This window comes from Candidatus Mycoplasma haematohominis (assembly GCF_902712995.1).
Classification (GTDB): domain Bacteria; phylum Bacillota_I; class Bacilli_A; order Mycoplasmatales; family Mycoplasmoidaceae; genus Eperythrozoon_B; species Eperythrozoon_B haematohominis.
The window spans coordinates 58,222-76,799 of the sequence record NZ_CACTIB010000004.1 but is presented as its reverse complement, the minus strand read 5'-3'; the positions used below and the strand labels follow the sequence as shown (position 1 = coordinate 76,799).

General features: G+C 32.8%; 18 protein-coding genes and 1 pseudogene. 15 read left to right on the top strand and 4 right to left on the bottom strand.

Annotation, left to right across the window (positions count from 1 at the left end; genetic code table 4):
- A pseudogene (locus H6411_RS00640) lies at nucleotides 1-482 on the top strand (hypothetical protein); the annotation flags it as partial.
- Nucleotides 483-788: 306 nt separating this feature from the next.
- Here the strand turns inward: H6411_RS00640 and H6411_RS00635 are convergent.
- Nucleotides 789-1,121 (bottom strand): hypothetical protein, encoded by a 333-nt coding sequence (locus H6411_RS00635; RefSeq protein ID WP_216082723.1) that lies wholly within the window; start codon nucleotides 1,119-1,121, stop codon nucleotides 789-791.
- Nucleotides 1,122-1,125: 4 nt separating this feature from the next.
- On the opposite strand from H6411_RS00635, the gene H6411_RS00630 reads away from it, so the two are divergent.
- The 5 genes from H6411_RS00630 to H6411_RS00610 all read left to right on the top strand — a co-directional run bounded on the left by H6411_RS00630 (nucleotide 1,126) and on the right by H6411_RS00610 (nucleotide 4,787).
- On the top strand, nucleotides 1,126-1,626 hold the full coding sequence (locus H6411_RS00630) for a hypothetical protein (RefSeq protein WP_216082722.1): 501 nt from the start codon (nucleotides 1,126-1,128) through the stop codon (nucleotides 1,624-1,626).
- A gap of 108 nt (nucleotides 1,627-1,734) precedes the next feature.
- Complete coding sequence (locus H6411_RS00625) at nucleotides 1,735-1,947, top strand: hypothetical protein (protein WP_216082721.1); 213 nt, start codon at nucleotides 1,735-1,737, stop codon at nucleotides 1,945-1,947.
- 275 nt (nucleotides 1,948-2,222) lie between these two features.
- Nucleotides 2,223-2,561, top strand: a complete 339-nt coding sequence (locus H6411_RS00620) for a hypothetical protein (protein WP_216082720.1) — start codon at nucleotides 2,223-2,225, stop codon at nucleotides 2,559-2,561.
- Between the two features lie 536 nt (nucleotides 2,562-3,097).
- Nucleotides 3,098-3,670: a hypothetical protein gene (locus H6411_RS00615; RefSeq protein ID WP_216082719.1), complete on the top strand. Its 573-nt coding sequence runs from the start codon at nucleotides 3,098-3,100 to the stop codon at nucleotides 3,668-3,670.
- A 298-nt stretch (nucleotides 3,671-3,968) separates the two neighbouring features.
- On the top strand, nucleotides 3,969-4,787 hold the full coding sequence (locus tag H6411_RS00610) for a hypothetical protein (protein WP_216082718.1): 819 nt from the start codon (nucleotides 3,969-3,971) through the stop codon (nucleotides 4,785-4,787).
- A gap of 273 nt (nucleotides 4,788-5,060) precedes the next feature.
- On the opposite strand, the gene H6411_RS00605 is transcribed toward H6411_RS00610, so the two are convergent.
- Genes H6411_RS00605 through H6411_RS00595 form a run of 3 tightly spaced genes read right to left on the bottom strand, consistent with a single transcriptional unit; the run spans nucleotide 5,061 to nucleotide 9,636 of the window.
- Nucleotides 5,061-6,620: a hypothetical protein gene (locus H6411_RS00605; protein ID WP_216082717.1), complete on the bottom strand. Its 1,560-nt coding sequence runs from the start codon at nucleotides 6,618-6,620 to the stop codon at nucleotides 5,061-5,063.
- Between the two features lie 46 nt (nucleotides 6,621-6,666).
- Nucleotides 6,667-7,758, bottom strand: a complete 1,092-nt coding sequence (gene yqeK, locus H6411_RS00600; protein ID WP_216082716.1) for a bis(5'-nucleosyl)-tetraphosphatase (symmetrical) YqeK — start codon at nucleotides 7,756-7,758, stop codon at nucleotides 6,667-6,669.
- Between the two features lie 9 nt (nucleotides 7,759-7,767).
- On the bottom strand, nucleotides 7,768-9,636 hold the full coding sequence (locus H6411_RS00595) for a PTS transporter subunit EIIC (RefSeq protein ID WP_246307704.1): 1,869 nt from the start codon (nucleotides 9,634-9,636) through the stop codon (nucleotides 7,768-7,770).
- A gap of 67 nt (nucleotides 9,637-9,703) precedes the next feature.
- Between H6411_RS00595 and H6411_RS00590 the strand changes: the two genes are divergently transcribed.
- From H6411_RS00590 to H6411_RS00550, 9 genes are all read left to right on the top strand, one after another.
- Nucleotides 9,704-10,723: a hypothetical protein gene (locus H6411_RS00590; RefSeq protein WP_216082715.1), complete on the top strand. Its 1,020-nt coding sequence runs from the start codon at nucleotides 9,704-9,706 to the stop codon at nucleotides 10,721-10,723.
- Between the two features lie 2 nt (nucleotides 10,724-10,725).
- Nucleotides 10,726-11,184: a hypothetical protein gene (locus tag H6411_RS00585; RefSeq protein ID WP_216082714.1), complete on the top strand. Its 459-nt coding sequence runs from the start codon at nucleotides 10,726-10,728 to the stop codon at nucleotides 11,182-11,184.
- A gap of 101 nt (nucleotides 11,185-11,285) precedes the next feature.
- On the top strand, nucleotides 11,286-11,681 hold the full coding sequence (locus H6411_RS00580) for a hypothetical protein (RefSeq protein WP_216082713.1): 396 nt from the start codon (nucleotides 11,286-11,288) through the stop codon (nucleotides 11,679-11,681).
- A 3-nt stretch (nucleotides 11,682-11,684) separates the two neighbouring features.
- Entirely contained in the window at nucleotides 11,685-12,122 is a 438-nt protein-coding gene (locus H6411_RS00575; protein ID WP_216082712.1) for a hypothetical protein, read from the top strand.
- Between the two features lie 155 nt (nucleotides 12,123-12,277).
- Complete coding sequence (locus tag H6411_RS00570; protein WP_246307703.1) at nucleotides 12,278-13,408, top strand: iron chelate uptake ABC transporter family permease subunit; 1,131 nt, start codon at nucleotides 12,278-12,280, stop codon at nucleotides 13,406-13,408.
- Entirely contained in the window at nucleotides 13,409-14,446 is a 1,038-nt protein-coding gene (locus H6411_RS00565) for an iron chelate uptake ABC transporter family permease subunit (RefSeq protein ID WP_246307702.1), read from the top strand.
- Nucleotides 14,447-14,459: 13 nt separating this feature from the next.
- Nucleotides 14,460-15,950: an ABC transporter ATP-binding protein gene (locus tag H6411_RS00560; RefSeq protein WP_216082711.1), complete on the top strand. Its 1,491-nt coding sequence runs from the start codon at nucleotides 14,460-14,462 to the stop codon at nucleotides 15,948-15,950.
- Nucleotides 15,951-16,092: 142 nt separating this feature from the next.
- On the top strand, nucleotides 16,093-17,391 hold the full coding sequence (locus H6411_RS00555) for an ABC transporter ATP-binding protein (protein WP_216082710.1): 1,299 nt from the start codon (nucleotides 16,093-16,095) through the stop codon (nucleotides 17,389-17,391).
- A gap of 216 nt (nucleotides 17,392-17,607) precedes the next feature.
- Nucleotides 17,608-18,279, top strand: a complete 672-nt coding sequence (locus H6411_RS00550) for a hypothetical protein (protein WP_216082709.1) — start codon at nucleotides 17,608-17,610, stop codon at nucleotides 18,277-18,279.
- The last annotated feature ends 299 nt before the right edge of the window (nucleotides 18,280-18,578 follow it).

Here is an 18,578-nt window from a genome sequence, read left to right as displayed (position 1 = left end):
AACAAGCAAAAAAAGCTGAAGAAGAAAGAAGATTAGCTGAGAAACAAAAACAGGAAGAAGAAGAAAGAAAATTTAAAGCAATAGAAGAGTATGTTGATTACATGGATGCTTTTGAGAAATATAAACCAGAACTTATAGAAGGGGAAATATATGAAGTACTAGAGGATGCTGTAGAGGTATTTTCAAGTGTTTTCGGAGATGAGGAAACTGATGATAATAAAAGAAAAACAAGAGTGAAGAGAGATGGAGGAAAAAGCGATAGAAAAGAACTTCTATTAGAACTAAGAAAATTAGCTACTGAGGCAAAGTCTAAATTAAGAACTGATATTGGAAGAGGACTTTGAGATGCTGATCGCTTTTTAGATGAGCTTATTAAAGCAGACGAGAGAACAATGAATTTTCGAGAACTAAAGTATTTTTTAGGAAATCTTAAGGGTTGTACAGGTATGTGAAAGGGCAGTTCTGGTGGATGCGGTGATTAAACAGTTCAACCAGTAAATCTAAAAAATTAAATGGGTTTAGAAGGTGTCTATTATGAAGATTTGGATTATTTAAATCTATTGTTTGAAAGCCTGAAACGAAAATAGATTTTGCGTATTAGTTTTTCAAAATTTAGATTTAGGAGTTAGTGAAATTTGAAATATTTTTTTTATTTTCAAATATGTTTGTGTATAAAATTTCTGCTTTCTAAACGGAATATTTTATGTTTATAGCTTTAGGAATAGGTCTTTTTACAGTCTTCAGTTTTGTATTAGCAAGTTTTGGTTTTCTTTATTGCCGAGGATGTTTTAAAACCCAAACCCCCCCTTTAATGAAACCAGTTCAGTAGAAGTTGTTGCTTCTGATCTTGCTCAGACACCTACTGTAGCACTTATAGATTCAGAAGAAGAATTAGAAGCTGAGTCTTCTGTCGACCTAAAACAAAATAGTTTAGTTTGTGTAGATGCTAGTGTTTGATATTTTTCTAGAGATGGTTTTAAGGATAGGTTTTCAGATGCTGAGATTAGAGATCTTTTAGGAATCGTTGAGTGTAGTTCTGGTTTTTCTAAGTTAGAAAATCTTTCTGGATCATCTGGATCTTCTGATTCAAATTGAGTTTTAAGAGGAGGATCTAATTTCAATTCTTTGAAAAACTCAGGAGGAGAAAGGAATGATGAAAGTGAAACGTATGGAACTGGCAAAAATTTGAATGTAGAGTTGGGTGATGATGTTGTTTCATATTCTTCTTTTGATTCAAGTCCTTCACTTTTTCCTCAGGAGGAAGGTGGACTTTGTCTTTCGTGTGATATTGTCGAAGAAGAAGTTGAATCATCATCTAATCAAATTATTTTTGAACAAAAGGTTGTAATGGCGCTTGACTTCAAAACTAAGGAGAAACCTAATTTAGAAGAAATGAAAGAAATAATTGCAAGAGCTAAACAGAAGGATGGTTTAAGTGATGACGTTTGAAAGCTTCTTGATAGATTGGATAAATTGGTAAGACAAGCAAGAGAAGAATTAAGAACTGATACTAACGGTGGATTGTTTAACGCAGATCTCTTTTTAGGACAAATTCTTGTATCGAAGGATGGAGATATAGATATTGAAGAGTTAGGGGAGTTTCTTAGAGAATATGACGAAGTTTAATCTACTAGTAAAAAAATAGATCTAAAGAGTCAATTAAATCTGAAACCATTTTTTAGGTTTCAAGCATGTTTTAAATATAAAATTTTGGCATTTTAAGAGAAATAACGGATGTTTATAGCTCTTGGTATTGGTTTTTTTACTCTTCTAGGTTTTGCAGTAACTGGAATTGCTTGTTTATTTGGTTGAGCGCTTTTTGGTTCTAAAGCTTGCACCCCCCCTTTTAATGGTAGAGCTACATGAACAATTTCATATCAGCTAACAGATCTAACAGTAGCATCAGAAGGTCTTAGTTTAGAAGAAAAACAAAAGCAGAGAGGTTAGAGGCTAAAGAAGAGGAAGAAGAAATAAAAACAAGAAAAGCTAGAGAGGCATCAGAAGAACAGGAAAAAGAAAAATTAGCTAGAGAAAAACAAGCGCAAGAACAAGTAGAAAGAGAGAAAAAGCTTGCTGAAGAAAGAAGGGTTCAAGAAGAACAAAAAAGACAGGAAGAATTAAAGAGAGCTAAAGAAGAACAAGCAAGAAAAGAAAAAGAAGTAAGAGAATTAGAAGAAAAGAAAAAGCGAGAAGCAAAAGAAGATGAAATATTAGAAAAGATTGTGGATGAGTTGACCAGTGTATTGGGTGTAGCGACTGTTAAGAGAACAGAAGCACAAGGTCGAGCTCAAGTGAAAGTAACAAGTGAAGGCGGAAAAAGAAGTAGACGAGAACTTCTTATCGAATTAAGATGATTGGTACAATCAGTGAAGAAAGCATTGAAAAGCGGTATTTGATTGGGAACACAAGATGCCAATAGACTTTTGGACGAATTTATTAAAGCCGATGATGAAACAATAAATTTTCAGCAATTAGAGGATTGGTGAAAGAATCTTGAGGGGTGTGCAAAGAGTTGAAATGCTGGCTCTGGATGTAAAAAACAAGATAAAAAGTTAGATTAATTTTTTATCGTTTTAGGAAATTAAATAAAAATAGATTTCATCTCTGTTTTCTTCAAAAATTAGATCTAAAAAGTTAACTAAATTTGAAATATTTTTTTAAGTCTCAAATATTTTTATGTATAAAATTTTGACTTTTCAAAAAAATAATTCATGTTTATAGCCCTTGGAATAGGTCTTTTTACAGTTTTTAGTTTTGCATTAACAGGTTTTGGTTTCCTCTATTGTTGAGGATGTTTCGGATCTAAATCCTCAACCCCCCCTTTAATAGCATCAGTTCAGTAGAAGTTGCTCCGGATCAGCCTCAGATACCTACTGTAGCACTTGCGGGCTCAGATAAAGAGCTTGAGGAAGAAGAACAAAAATCCGAGTCTTCTGTTGATGTAAAAGAACGTGGTTCAATTTGTGTAAATGCTAGTGTTTGATCTTTTGTTAAGAGAGGTTTCGATCATAAGCTAACAGACGATCTGATTAAAGAAATTTCAGGAGTTTTTGGTTGTATTTCTGGCTATTCTCCTAAATCTAAAAATCTGTCTGAATTGTCTGGAACTTCTCATTCAAATGTACATTTTCAGGGAAGATCTGATGTAGGTTCTCTAAGAAAATTAGAAGGAGAAAGAAATGATGAATTTGCAAATGAAGAGCATGGATCTGGGGAAAATTTTGATTTTGAAGTAGGAATGGTGGATTATGATGATTCAAATCTTTGTTCTTCTTGTGAATTCCAAATAGGAGGAAGCCCTTCTTTGTATGAAGTTCTTGAAGAAGGCACTTCTCTTCAGATTCAAATTGAGATAGACGAGGAAGTTGTTGCTAAAGAAGTGGAAATTGTTTTTGTGGAATATGAAAAATCTTACGAACCTGTTGTAGATGAAGAAATAGAAAATTTAGATAAAGATCTAGCTGACCTTCTTGAAAGATTGAAGGGAATGATAGATAAGGAATTTTTTGGAAGAATAAGAGAATTGGTAATTCAAGCAAAGAAAAGTTTAAGAACTGACACTGGAGGAGGATTTGGAGATTTTGATCGTGCTTTCTCAGAATTTCTTTCAGGAGATAGAGCTGATCTTGGATCAGTAGTAGAAATTTTGCAACAATATGATGCAGATTAAGTTCTTAGAAAGGATTTATTTTTCAAAAATTAGCTTTTAAAAGTTGATTAAATTTGGAATATTTTTTGCACTTTCAAATATTTTTGTGTATAAAATCTTGACTTTTCAAAAAAAGATAGTTTATGTTTATAGCCCTTGGAATAGGTCTTTTTACAGTTTTTAGTTTTGTATTAACAGGTTTTGGTTTCCTCTATTGTTGAGGATGTTTTAAAACCCAAACCCCCCCTTTAACCACAGCACTTCATTAACATCTTCTGATTCTTCTGAGTTACCTACTGTAGCGCTCATAGGTTCTGATTTGGATAAAGAATTTAAGGAAGAAGAATCTTTTGTTTATTTAAAAGCGCATGATTCAGTTTGTGTAGGTTCTAGTGTTTGATCTTTTGTTAGAGATAGTTTTAAAAATAGATTTTCAGATGATGAAATTAGAGAATTTTTAGGTGTTGTTGAGTGTTCTTCTGGCGATTCTTCTAGTTTAAATAAACTTTCTGGATCATCTGGAGTTTCTGCTTCAAATTGACCTTTAGAAGCAAGAGAAGGGTCTAATTTATATCCTTTAAAAGAGTTAACAGAGGAAAGAGATGGTAGGTTCGCACATGAAGAGTTTGGTTTTAAGGAAAGTTGTGATACGGAAATAGTAGGTGGCGTTTCTCATTCCTCTTTTAATTCAGAAGGTTATTTATCTGCTTCTGATGAGTTAGAAGGCTCTTGTTTTTCTTGTGATATTTTTGAAGGAGAAGAAGTAGGAATTTCATCTCTAGAGACAGACAAGACAACTGTTGCTGTTTCTCTTGAATTAGAAGAGACCGAGATTGTAGAGCTTACTGAATCTGGAGTGCAGGAAAAACCGAAACCGAATTTAGAAGAAATTGTTGAAAGCTTGAAATTGAAGACAAAAGCAGGGCACGATTGAGAAAAATATGAAGAGCTTTTTAATAGACTAGAGCAATTGGTAAGAGAGGCGCGACAAGAATTAAGAATGGATATAGAAGGAGCTAGCGGCCTTGATCTTTTCTTAGCAAAAATTCTTACAGTTGATGTAATTGATTTACGTAAAGTTGAAGCAATTTTGAATGCATATGATTCAGATACTAGTTATGAATTTGAAGATGATTAGAAATTAAGAGATTTAATAGTAGGCATTGTCAAAATAGTTAGTTGCTTTTTCTCGGATTTGAACTATATTTTTGCAATTCGCATGAAATAGAAGAGTAGGTTAATTTATCAAGACTAGTTAATAGCTTAAATCTCTAAAAAGCGTGAAAACTAAAGTAAAAAATGGATTTTGTATAATACACACTAAAAAAAATAAAAAATGATTTCTTAGAACTTCTTTTTTTTGGCTAATTTTCTCTTTATGTCTTTTTATTAAAAAAGAGGAGGGAATTTGTTAGTTGACTTGTAGTGATTCGACTACTGTAGCCTCAACTTTGATATTTTCTTTTGAAGACTTATCCGCAAGAGCTTTAGCTTGTTCTTCTGCTTCTTTAATTCCTTTTTCTATTTCTTCAATTATTTTTTTGCCTTCTTCAGTAGTTGGATTAGTAGCTCTATCCATTCTACAGTAGTATCAAACGTCACTTCATAAACCTTGATTTATCGCAGGGTCAAAATGCATGCTATGTATTGATGAACATGTTTCAGCCATTAATTCAGCTTTTTCTTTCTTGTTTGTAAGGGTTTTCATTTTTCCCCAAGCGTTTTTAAATTTATCACTACTTAGAAATTTACTTGATGTAATTTGTGCTTCGCTTATTTGTTCAAAGTGATCTGCTTTTCCCACTCATCATTCATATCTTGTTCCATCTAATAATTCTTTTTTTCAATTGCTTCCTACAGTTTCGCTTCCAAATCAGCTTTCTCCATCATCAATATTTTTGGGCGCTCCAGCACCTTTATCTGCGCCCTTCTCTCCCTTGCCTTTACCTTTTCCTTTCTTATTTTTTCTTAAATCATTTTTGTTTTTTCCTTTTCCATTTTCTTTAGATTTAATCTCTTTTTCAGAAGCTTTATTTTTTTGTAATTTTTTATTTTTTTCTCCGGTATTTGATTCATCACTTTGGCTTGGTTTCTCTTCTTTTGTAGCTGTTGCACTTACTTGTTCGCTAACTACTGCTTGTGTTTCAATAGTAACTTTTTCTGTAGCGACAGGCACAACTTCTACAGTTTCTTTAACTGTTGTTTCTTCCGCTTGAACTTTTAATGGCTCTTTTTCTTCAATTTGATTTTCTCTTTTATCAACATTATTTTCTGGAACAGACACCTTTTCTTGGGTTTCTTCAACTTTTAATTCTGTTTTTTTACCTTCTTCATCTGTGCTTTTTTCTTCTGTAATTTCCTTGCTTTCTGTGTTTAAACTAAGAGTAGCAGTATTTTCTTCAGCTATTTCTTCCTGCTCATCAACAGTCTCTTCATCCTCCTCCAATTCATTCTCATCAGAAACTTCCATAGTTTCGTCGCTTTTTTTATCTTCAAGTTCTTCTTCCTTTTGTGCATCTTCTTTAACTTCAATATCCTTTGCCTCTAATGCAACACTTTCTAATTCTTCAGTCCTATCCTCATCTTCTTTGATTTCATCTGATGCTTCAAAACTTACTTCAACATTTGCTTCTTCTTGATCTTGTGTATCTTCTGATTCTTCTTTCGGTTCTTCATCGCTGTCAGATAATTCTACTTTTTCAGTTTTATCCTCATCTTCCTCTTGTTCATCAACTATAGCTTCCTCCACCTCAGCAACAGTACTTACTGCCATAGTGTCTGAATCAACTTCTAATTGAACTTCAGTATCCAATAATTCAGCATTTTCCATAGGAGATTCACTGAAGATATCCAGGCTGAAACCATCATCGTAGTTGATGAAGGTATCCAGCAAGTTAGAAAAGTAGTAGGTTCCTATTCCGCTTAATACGAATAGGGAAGTCCATGTAGCACCCTTGTTTATCCCTTTCATGCAAATCCATATAATAACAATTACCAATAAAGCGCCTTGTGTAGCTTTATTGGAACTTATTCTTAGTAGCTTTTAATTCTTCGAAATAGGAGATTAGAAAGTTAAAGGCTTCCATAGGTAATTTCCTTTCTATTAGATCTCAAGCATCCTTATATATATTTGGATATTCTTTTTGTCTTTCTGGTTCTAACTTATCTGCCAAGAATAGAAAGATAGTGATCATCTTAGGGTCATCATTAGGAACAGTATGTTGGGATATTGCTTCTAGTATATCCTCATTGGTAAATAGGTATTTATTCCTAAGGTATCAAGCACCTATAGGACCATGAAGTACTTTTCAACTGATGTAATCATCTCAAGCTAGAGTTTCTTTAGCTATAGATTCTTGAGTTTCTCTAGGTATCTCTTTACATATGTCATGGTATAAAGCAGATATGTAAGAGTCATATCGCAATTCCATATCCTCTATCTCCAATAATTCACATATTCTCTTTATAGTTCCAGCAACTCTAAGAGAATGCCTAAATCTTTCTGGAGATAGATGAGATTTAATTCTTTTGATAGCACATTCATCTGATTTATTCATGTAGTCAATTAGTGTTTGATTGAAACCTGATTTAGTGACTTCAAGTAAAGATGCTTTACTTAGAGCATTTATTTCGTCAGTTGGGTTTATGAAGATTATTGGTTTGGAAGTAAATGAGTACGTGTGTACTAATTCTTTATGTTCAGGAAGTACATAAACAACTAGGTTTACTATTGTGAGAATTAGAGGTCATTCTGAGCTTTGTTCTAGTATCTGATATTCCTTTGTATCTAGTAGTAGATAGAGAGAAGAGCTTTTATATTTTTTCTTTTGAAGCTGTATTTTCTGGAAGATAGTTAAATCTGTATTAGTGAAGGAATCTCCATCTATTATGTAGCTAGGACTAAGGGTATTAGGTAGAGTAGCAGATAGAAGAGCTACTTTTTCATCTTGTTGAAAAGCTCTATCTGATTGTCCTTTAAAGGCTTCATAAAGAAAGATAATAGTGTTGATTGTCTCTATCTTTCTTGTCTCCTCTACTAATCTAATCTTGTAGTTAGTAACAGGATCAAAGTCATCAAATACCAGGAGGATATTGTTGGGAATTCTCAATTTATAAATCTAGATACCTAAATCTTCTCCTTTTCATTTAAGCATTTCATTATTAATTGATTCAGCTTTAGGGCCTACTATTATCTGCAAGTGATTATCTCCAACTCATTTGGAAGCAATTGCTCCTGCAGCTTTAAGACCAGCTTCATTTACTTTACTTTTATCTGCTATATCGTATCTCAATCTAGAAGCACAGTTAGATAGTTTTTCTATATTGTCTCAACCACCTAGAGCAATTGCTAATTTTCTGGTTTGTTCAGGTACTTTAGAAGTATGTTCTTCTGTAGCTTGTTCATCATGAGCATGTGCTCCTTCTTCTCTACCAGGAGTTTTTAGATTGAATCTTGTAACTGCTAAGTAGAAACCTCCTAGGTATAGAGGAGCTAGTATCATACCTACTGCGAAATATCAATAGAAGTGAGTTCCTTTAGCTACAGGAATAACTCCTAGAATGATCATTTCTATTAATCCTCCAGATAGGATAGAAGGAATATGAGTTCCACATATGTTCATAAGCATGAATGATAGGCCACATAGTACTGCGTGGAAGCAATAGAACAATTTAGGAGCAACAAATAGGAATGAGAACTCTAGAGGTTCTGTAATTCCTAATAGAGCACTACTTAGGATTCCAGGTATAAATCCTTTTAGAACTTGTTTTCTGTTTTCTTTAGGAGCAGCTAGAGTCATACCAATTGCTGCAGCAGGTAGTCCAAATTGCATAACTGGGAATTTACCCTGTGTATATCTACCTACATTTATTCCTAGATCTTCTTTGAAGAAGTTAAATGCTGATTTTCCATTGATTGTGTTTGATGGAAGAGAGATGATTGATAGCCCTAGGAAGGAATCACCTTGTCACATACTGTGAGGAACTCTAGCACCAGATCAGATATTTCTCATTACTCCTCCTGCACTAACTGGAGTTTTGTATCTGTCTAGGGCGGAGATGTAGTAAGTTAATTGTTCTGTTGTTCAAGCATTACCACTTGAAATATTTGCAGCATTTGCTCCATTTAACTCATTAATAGCCCTAACAGCATCACCTCCTACAGGAGAGAACCAAAGAGGAGAGTAGAACATGTGATGTAATCCTGTAGGGATTAAACACTTTTCTAGGACACCAAAAATAAAGGAATCAATACCAGCAGGAGTTTTAGAAAGTTGGTTTCCTAATCATGAGAAAGCACTACCTACTCATGGTCAAATAATTAAGAATAGAAGAGCTAATCCTCAGGCTCCAATAACAGCCATAAGAGGCAAGAATCTCTTACCTGAGAAGAAAGCAAAAGGACCTTTTAGTTGTACATTTGAGTAATGCCTTTGTATGTAAGGCATCATTACTCCTCCTAATAGAAGAGAACCAAATATAGAGGTATTAAGAGCAGTAAAGCCAAGAGTATTGTCAACTAAGTTGACCATGCTCTTAGGATCTCTACCTCATCCTTTGAATAAGACTATGTAGCCTTGTATTTGAGAGGATAGATCAGTATTAGTGGAGTTTACTGGATCTACATATACAAAAACACTCTGTACAGACAGGAATACCAGATAAGCCAGAATGACACTTCATATACAAGAAACATCTCCTTTACAGAAGGAATAAGCAAAAGCTACACAGAAAAGTAGAGGTATTGCTTGTAGTAAGGGATAAGCAACATTTTTAATAAGGGTTCCAATCTTTTGTAGGGGATATCCAGGTTGGAATGATGATTCCAGTAATCCTCCTAGGGATAGGAAGATTGCAACTATAGCCAGAGTGGATATAGGCAACATGAAAGCTCCTGAGAGCCCAGACATCGTCAACTTAAGACGATCCTTAAATGGTTTTTTCTCTTCCGAAGGTTGAGCAAATAACTCTGTATTTTCTTGAGCCACTTAACTAAGTGTTATGTTCCATTTTTTCTAAAAGTCAACAATATAAGAATAGTAATTGCTATTCATCATGTATCCTTTGCCTTCAATATATATAAATAACTACGAATTTAACTTTAAACCTTTTGCTTATCGTCTAAATCTAGAGGGGAGAATAGAAATAAACAGTAAATACAAAATTGATTTAAAAATTCTGTATGGAATACTAGATTTACCTAATCAAAAAATAGATTTTATTAATTTAATCCCAGATAAGAAGACTAGTTGTCAAAAAAATTCTTCAGATAAATGTCAAGTATTTAGATTTAGTACCTTTATTAACCTATCGGGAGATAAGTATTTTGCAAGAGAATTTAAAGAGTCAGAGGATATACCCTTTCAATTCTCTTTTGCTTTTGATACCAATAATCTAGACTCCCTTAAGTCCTATAATCACGCACTTAATAAATCAGTTAATTACAGAGAAAATAATCAGCATCTTTTAGATTTCATATCTGAGATAGAGCTCTTAAAGATTAGTTCTAGCTTTAGATATAAGAATAGCTTCTCAATAGATAGACACAAGTACCAGAAATCACTCTATAGCTTACAGATACCTAAAACATGAAGTATCTATAAGGATAGACAGGTAGAGAGCTATGAAACAATATTCATTAGCTTAAAGAAATACGATGATCTGAAGGATACCTATATAGATGATTGATTTTCAATAAGAGGACAAGCAAAAGTAATCTTAGATTCCTGTGAGATTGAATTAAGTGACGGGAATAAATTAAGTGTTCCTGTTAGTTATTTCAAAGCTAGGAACTCTAAGGATTGAAATAACTTTTATTTAGATGTCGGAATTAGAAATAACTTAGTTGATCTGACAACTAAGGGAATTTATTACCCTCAGAAGACTTCAGGTAATTTAGTAAATAAGTTAACTTTGCTGACTAATAATCATGGCTATCAAATATCTTTAAAGAATCATTTCTCTTTTGAACAACATCCTTTATTAGATGCTTCTCAGAATTTAAAGATAAGAGTATTAAGGAACCCTGCTCCCTATTTACCTACCTTAAGAAGATTTAAATTTATTTCTCTTTAGAGTTGCTTGTCTCTTCTAAATTAGTAGCTATTCTTGCTGCTAGTGGATTAGCATTAGGTGCTATTTCATTTAACAAAATCTATTCTTTTGCTTCTTCCAAAACATCTAAGTTAAAGAAACCTAAGGCTATTGAGACTCTAGATGATATGACTAGAGTCAAAATTTTTGATAAGTCCTTTTTTACTACTAATAAATTGACTTCTTTACTTAATTATTCTTATCAATCTGGAAAGACTAAGTTTTTAATTTATGAGAGGAAAATAGAGGAGACTTTAAAGCCTTTTATTAGAGAAGAATTAAAAAAGGTTTTTCTTAGGAATAATTGGAACTTTAATGAGTTAGAAGGGAGGATATATTACGAAATAAGGGGTAAATCTATAGAAATAATGGTGACTTGAAAGGATAATTCATTTAGTAGTCAACCTACACACTTTGACCAATTTGAATTATTTTTTGAGTAATGATTTTTTCATTTTTAAATGCTCAGTTAAAAATTTATTTTTTGATTTTGTTCCTAAATTTCAATTAACATAATATTTATTAAAGAAAAAACTCTTAGTTAATGTCAATGGACAATTTTGAATTTGTTCTTAAACTCTTAGGAGTTGCGACAGCTTCAATGGGTGCCTCTTGCATTTTGATTGCGATGGTTCCGACTTTCATCGCTACTTATAAAACAAAGAACACAGTTGGTCTTAACAAAACCATGTTCTTGCTTCATAGTTGTGTTGCTGCTTTGTTTGCGATAGGTGCTTATTTCCTTACTGCTGTAGGTGGTATTTTGGGTGGAGATGCTACAAACTTAGTTTTCTTGGGTGTTATTTTCTCAGTTCTTAATACTGTTTGCGGTTTAGGCAACCTCTATGTGTTGACGCTTAAAAATAAGAATATGGCGGAAGCTAAGAAAATGGGTATATCTGAGTCTGAGTACCACGATAGGATGTACGCAAATAAGTAGGTTATGTCAACAGCTAATACAGCAGCAGAAGTACTTGGGCATCTTTCAACTGGTTTAAGTGTAATAGCAGCCATTATTCTTATTGGCGCTCTTCTTCCTCCTTACTTTGACGTTAAAAGAAGTAAAATGACTTTTGGTATCAGTGATGAGTTTTTCCTATACTTCAGCTTTGGTGCAGCTTTCATGTGACTGAATGCCTTCTTAGGTGTTATTGAATTGATTTATTCTTGTTCTATTAAATCAGGCGGATCATGAAATGCAGGAGCAGGTTCTACAATGGGTTTATTCGTAACATTCCTAACAGTTAACTGCTTCTCCGTGTACATTAATACTTTTGTTCTAAAAGCAAAAAGAACAAATATGAGATTAGCTAAGGAAAAAGGTATGTCTGAGAAAGACTACTGAGAAACCTACTTGAAGCCGGGAACGACTGCAAAGTAGGCTTTCCTATCTTAAATTAGAGTAAATCTTTTATTCAATTTTTAATTTTTAAATAAATAAAGAACGACCCAAAAGATAGATAAATCAAATTAACGAATCCCCAATTTAGTTAGTAAGCGATAGATTTTTATTGAAGTAGGTTATTGGTATATTAAGTGCAACAGATAAGGCTTGAAAACAAGTTTGTTGACAATTTAAAAGACCTAGAAACTAGAGAGAAAGAGAAGAAGTTTTTCTCTACTCCTATAAAGGTAGGTTTAATACTTACTGTTTCTCTATTCTTCTTATTAGTTCTTTTCTGGATTAATGTCTTTCTATTAACTAAGGGTCAATCCTTAACACCTAAAGAGTTACTTACAGTTTTAGTCTTCGGAGCTAAAACAACTGAAAATGATGTAGTTAAAGATTCGCTGTCTATAGCTCCTGTTCAAAGATCTGTATGAATATGTTTATCTTCTATATTTGCAGCTATAGCTTTAGTTATTAGTGGTTGTTTAATTCAATCAATTACACAGAACCCATTAGCTGACACCACAACTCTAGGTTTCATTAATTCCACAATATTTGGAATTATCTTGATGAAAGGAGTTATCTCCAGTACTATAGAAGCTTCTAACTATCACATTCTTTACTTCCTATTTGCACTTCTAGGTGGTTTAATAACTCTATTTATTCTTAGCTTTTTATTTAGTAAACCACAGAATCAGACTCAACACTTAAAGATCATTCTTATTGGATTGGTTCTAAATATGATCTTTAAAACCTTTGTATTCCTAATAAAAACCTATAACTCTAATGCAGTTAATGCTTCTTTTGCTTTGGCTATGGGAGGTGCAGAGAATATATATGGACTATATACAAGTCAATTCTCTTTCCTTAAATGATGTGCATTAGCTTTATTAGTGCTTGCAGCTTTAAGTTTTATCTTTTCTCAGAAACTAAACCTATTTGAATTAGGAGAAGAACAAGCTAAGACTCTAGGTGTTAACGTTAAAGCCTTTAAATACTTCTGTTACACAGTAATACTGTTAACTACTACTATCTCTATTGTCTTAGTAGGTAATATTGCTTTCTTAGGTCTTATTTGTTCTCATTCTGTAAGAAGTCTTTTAAATACTAGAAAATATCAAATCATTATTCCAGTTGGTTCAGTACTAGCATGTGTCCTGCTATTGTTTGGGACAATGCTTAATAGTTTGTTTTCCTTTATTTCTTCTTCAATATTTATCCTGTTCTTAGGTGGTTGTGTTCTATTGAGTCTTACTCTGAAAAATAAGGATTTATAGATGGAAAGAACACATAGTCACGAAATGTTGGATAGTTATGTGGCTAAGAAGAAGGATGTAACTAAGTGAGTATGTCTAGGGATCATATTTGTATGTCTAAGCTTTCTTATGATCTCTACTTTCCAATGAAAATATGACTTCTCTTCCAATATATTGACAATAAGAGTATGACAGTATTTATTAGCTTTCTTTAGTGGAGGAGCTTTAGGTTTATCTGGACTATTACTTCAGAAATTAACTAAGAATAATCTATCTGATATTTCTATCTTAGGTATAGGTTCTCTGAATATTATCTTCATTGTTTTATTCATAATGTTCCAATATGATGGGACAACTGGTTCTTTAGCTTTAGTAAGAGCCTATCTTCCTCTTATATCTATTGGTTCTTCTATATTAGGAACAAGTATTGTCTATACCCTATCTAAGAATAAGCCTGATAATTGTGAGAAGTTTGCTATTACAGGTATAGCTCTTCAATTTATCTTTGAAGCTATTTCTGTAACTTTAGCTAATCCAAGAATATTAGAGAATCAATCTACACAGACTCAGGTTAATACTGAGATTCAAAACTTTGCTTATGGTAGATTTCCAGATATTCAGGCTCTTTCAAAAATAGGAATTTGAAGAACAACAACAATTGTTTCAGTAGTAGTTATTACTATGCTGTTGTTTGTTGTTTACAAGTTCAGAAAAGAAATAGATTTGATTGAGTTAAATGAGGAGCTAGCTAAGTTTTATGGAGTTAGAGTTAAGTTTCTTAAAGGGTTTTTATATATCTGTGTAGCTGTAATAGTAGGTATTGAATCAGCAATGATAGGGAGTATTTCATTGCTGGGAATAGTTGCTGCTTCTTTCTCTAGATTGTTGTTTAAGAATAAGTCAGATATAAACATCATCACTAGTTTTCTTATAGGAGGTATGCTAGTTCTACTAGCTGCCTTTATCTCTATAAATCTGAATAAGAATATTCCTATTGGATTCTTGAGTACATCCATAATTGCTCCTATATTCCTCTACTTACTCTTTAAGAAGAGGTAGTTAAAGAAAAGATATGTCCTCTCCCTCCTATATACAGAAAAATAAGTGATTGTTTGCTTTGTCTATTGGAATAGTTACTCAGCTATTTCTAATTGGCTTGCTGATAGCTTTTTATTTTGCTGCTTCATTTAATTTTGAAATTATTAAGACAGATAGTTCTCTTAGTTCTATTGAATGGAACTTTTCTAAATATGTATGAAGATCTGGAGAGGTTATGTCTACTTATGGGAATATATCTAGATTAGAGAATTATCAGAATCAGGCTTTTCCTGGATTGCTTAATAAGTTGTTTGAGTTAGATAATGGAGTTAAAGCTAATGGAAGCTCTAATCTAAATGCATCAGTGATCCCAGCTTTCAGATTATTCAATATATCTATTCAATTAGCTTCAGCAGTTATATGTCTAATAGGAATCCTATTTGTATTTAACTTCTCTATCTTCTGCAAGCTAGTATGAGAATACATACTACTTTCAGACTCTTTTAATTTCCAGAAATTAACCCTAGTAATCCTATTTAATGTACTAGGTTTTTATATTGCTTCAAAAATAGAACAGCAAGAATTTGAACGTACAGAGTTAACTTGACTATCTAACTTAAAGTGAGTTAAGCAGATATGAAACTTGAGGCATCTAAAGCATTATTTCAATATCTCTTCATCTAGTTCTGATAATCCAGATGACATAATACTGGAAACTAGAGGGTTAACTTTCTCTCCTTATGTAAATAGAAATATATTTAAGAAACTGTTTAGTTCTTCTAAGGAAGACATAGAGAGACAGATACTTAAAGATATCAATCTAAAGATAAAGAAAGGCTCTTTCAATGTAGTTATTGGTCCTAATGGATCTGGGAAAACAACATTAATAAGAAGTCTTATTAATTTAAATGAAGGTTTCACAGGAGAAGTATTGTGAAACGGAAAAGAGATATCAACTATCAACAGAACTGAATTTTCTAGACAAGTAAGCTATATACCTCAATTCTTGAATCTACAGAATGAGATATCAATACTTGACTTCCTAGAGATGTTTAGATATCCATATAGACAACTAGAGAGTAACAATCCTGATTTAGATCATTCATTGGTTATGAGTACTATGGAGAAGAATGATTGTGCTAAGTGACAACACAAGATGATTAAGGAATTATCTGGTGGTCAGAAACAAAAGATTTTGTTAACTAGCGTGTTAGTACAGGAATCAGAAATAATAGTTCTGGATGAACCTACTTCTTTCCTAGATGTTAAGAACCAACATCAATTCCTTGAAATCCTTAAGGAGTTTCATAGGAAAGGGAAAACAATAATCATGATTCTTCATGATCTACAACAGTCTATAGATTATGCAGATAACTTAATAGTTATTCAGGATGGAGAGATAAGGGCTTCTGGACATCCTAGAGAGATAGTTACTTCTAGACTTCTTAGAGATATTTTCAGAATTGATTGTGAGGTTAATAAGACACCTGCTGGTGTCTATTTAAACAATATATATGCTCTTTAGTAGATTACGCTGATTAACAGTTGAGACAGTAAGGAGTCTTCTGGGGGAATATACAAACTGGAAGAGTCTACAGAGACAAATAAAGATAGTCCATATAACTCTACTGTCTGCTTTATTTGCAACCTACTGTTGTTGGCTATCTATGGCTATATTGGCCACTTATATACGTACTTCTACTATCTTTAATCAGCTATCTATTATTGATATATACAACAATAGCTATAAGAATTTACTAGTCTCCAATGTTCCTCAGGATAGCTTATTCCTGATGGCTATATACACAATACTAGTCAAGATATTCTTTTTACTATTGTTCTTTATATTGGCTATATATGCATTCAAAGTAAGAACTAGCTATAGCTTATTTTTAAGAAGAAGACTTCCTTCATTGGATCTGGAGACTAGAGCTCTTATACCTGGATTAGCTCTACGTTTATTACTTATTCCTTTGCCTTATAGGACTTATAAAAAGATAAAGACTCTATCTCTTCCTAATAGAGATCCAATTATTTCTATTGATAAGGTTATGAATAGTTTCTTTGATAGACAGAAGTTTCCTGAGATTTCTGATGAGAAGGATATGAATCAGAAACCTTTATTGAGGGTTAGAGATCTATCCTTTATGTATCATGGAGATGATGCATGAGATAGATGGTTACATATTTTCTTAAAGAGATTCTTCCCTACTCTTTATCAACAACATTTATTACATAGGAATACAGCCAATAAGGAAGAAGAGGCTTCTAAGGAAGACCCAACAGTTCTTAAGAATATTTCTCTTTCTATGAAAGCAGGTAAATTTACAACCATTCTTGGTTGTAATGGTTCCAGTAAGACTACTTTCTTGAAAGCAATAATTAATTTGTTTGAGAAGTATTCTGGAAGTATTGAGTGATTACAGAAAGATTTAAAGAATATCTCTCTAAAGAGTTTCTATAAGAATGTAGCTTATGTTGCTCAGGAGAACATTATTCATAATGAAATATCCGTATATGACTATGTAGCTTGTGGTTTATTCCCATCCTTCAGCTTCTTTAGATTTCATTACTCTAAGAATGATCCAACTATATTGAATAACTTAGAGAAAATGGAGATACTTCAGCATAAAGATAAGAATATGAATAATCTATCCGGAGGGGAAAAACAAAAAGCTATTTTGGCTAGAGTATTAACACAACAAACTCCAGTGATAATACTTGATGAGCCTACTACTTATTTAGATATCAATAATCAATATAAGATACTTAACTTATTGAAGAAACTTCAATTAGAGGAGAATAAGACAATAATTACTATTCTGCATGATATTAAGCAAGCAGAACAGTTTTCTGATGAAGTTGTATTACTAGAAGATGGAGCAGTGTTTGCTTATGGACCAACTAAGAGTGTTCTTAATAAAGCTAATATAGAGAAGGTATTTGGAGTTAGTTGACATAAGTAGTAGTAGTTTTTAAGATTGAGGAATATTAATTTTTTTATTTTTAGCTCACTATATGTATAAAATTTTGGAATCTTTAAGTTAATTTATGGCTTTCATACTTCCTGTTTTACTTTTCTTAGTTACAGCATTCTCATCTGCGTTTATGATAGCTAAAACAAGAAGTGGAGATAGTACCCCCCCTCACCTAGTAGTTTAGATTTAACAGTTGATAGTGGTTTGTCATTATCAACTGGAGATGAAGGAACATATGATGATATTACGGATACAGATGATGAGACTATTCTTTCTGTTTTAGGTTGTGGAAGCGGAACAGGAGATAAAACTTGTGATGATATTAAGAAGTTTTTAGAGGATTTACCAGAGGGATATAAGGACGGAGAAGAAGGTTCTCTTGATGATGATAATTTCAAAAAAAGACATGATATTTTTAAAAAGTTAAAAGAGGAAAAGGAGAGAACTCCTTCTAAAGATCTAGATGAGAAAAAAGTAAAAGATGGTGGTTTTAAAGATGGAGATACAGTAGATTTTCTAGGTTGTAAATTTGGTTCAAATGGTAGAAACTCAGGCATCTGCGATAAGGTTTATGTTTGATTGTGACTAGGAGGTGAGGGTGAAGGAAATAGAGAGCAAAAATTTGGTGAATTTAGAGATCAATTAGGCTTAGGAGGGAAGAAGGAAAAACCTTCAGGTTCTCCTGAAGCTCCTAAAGGAAAAGGAAAATCTGATCATGGAAGAAGTGGAGAAAAAGGAAGGCCTACAGAGAAAAAAGGTGGCAAAACTCCTCCTGTAACTCCTAAACATAAAGATCAACCTAAGAAGAAAAGAACTAAACCTGGAACCTTCGGTTATTACGGTTGATACGTAGATTGAGGAATTAATAGAGATTAATTTTTTTCATTTCTAATCACTTATATGTATAAAATTTCGACCTCTTTAAATTAAATCATGGCGTTTGTTCTTCCTCTTCTATTTTTCTTACTAACAGCAATCTCTTCTACATTCATGATTGCTAAAACAGGAAGTAAAGATAGTACCCCCCCTCGCCTAGTAGCTTAGCTTTAAAAGTTGATGATGGTTATTCATCATTTACTGCAGCTACTAATAACGATTTTTCTAATACTGGGATTTATGGTGCATTAGGTTGTGGAGTTGGTGAATCAGACGATTGAGAAAAGAAATTTTGTGCA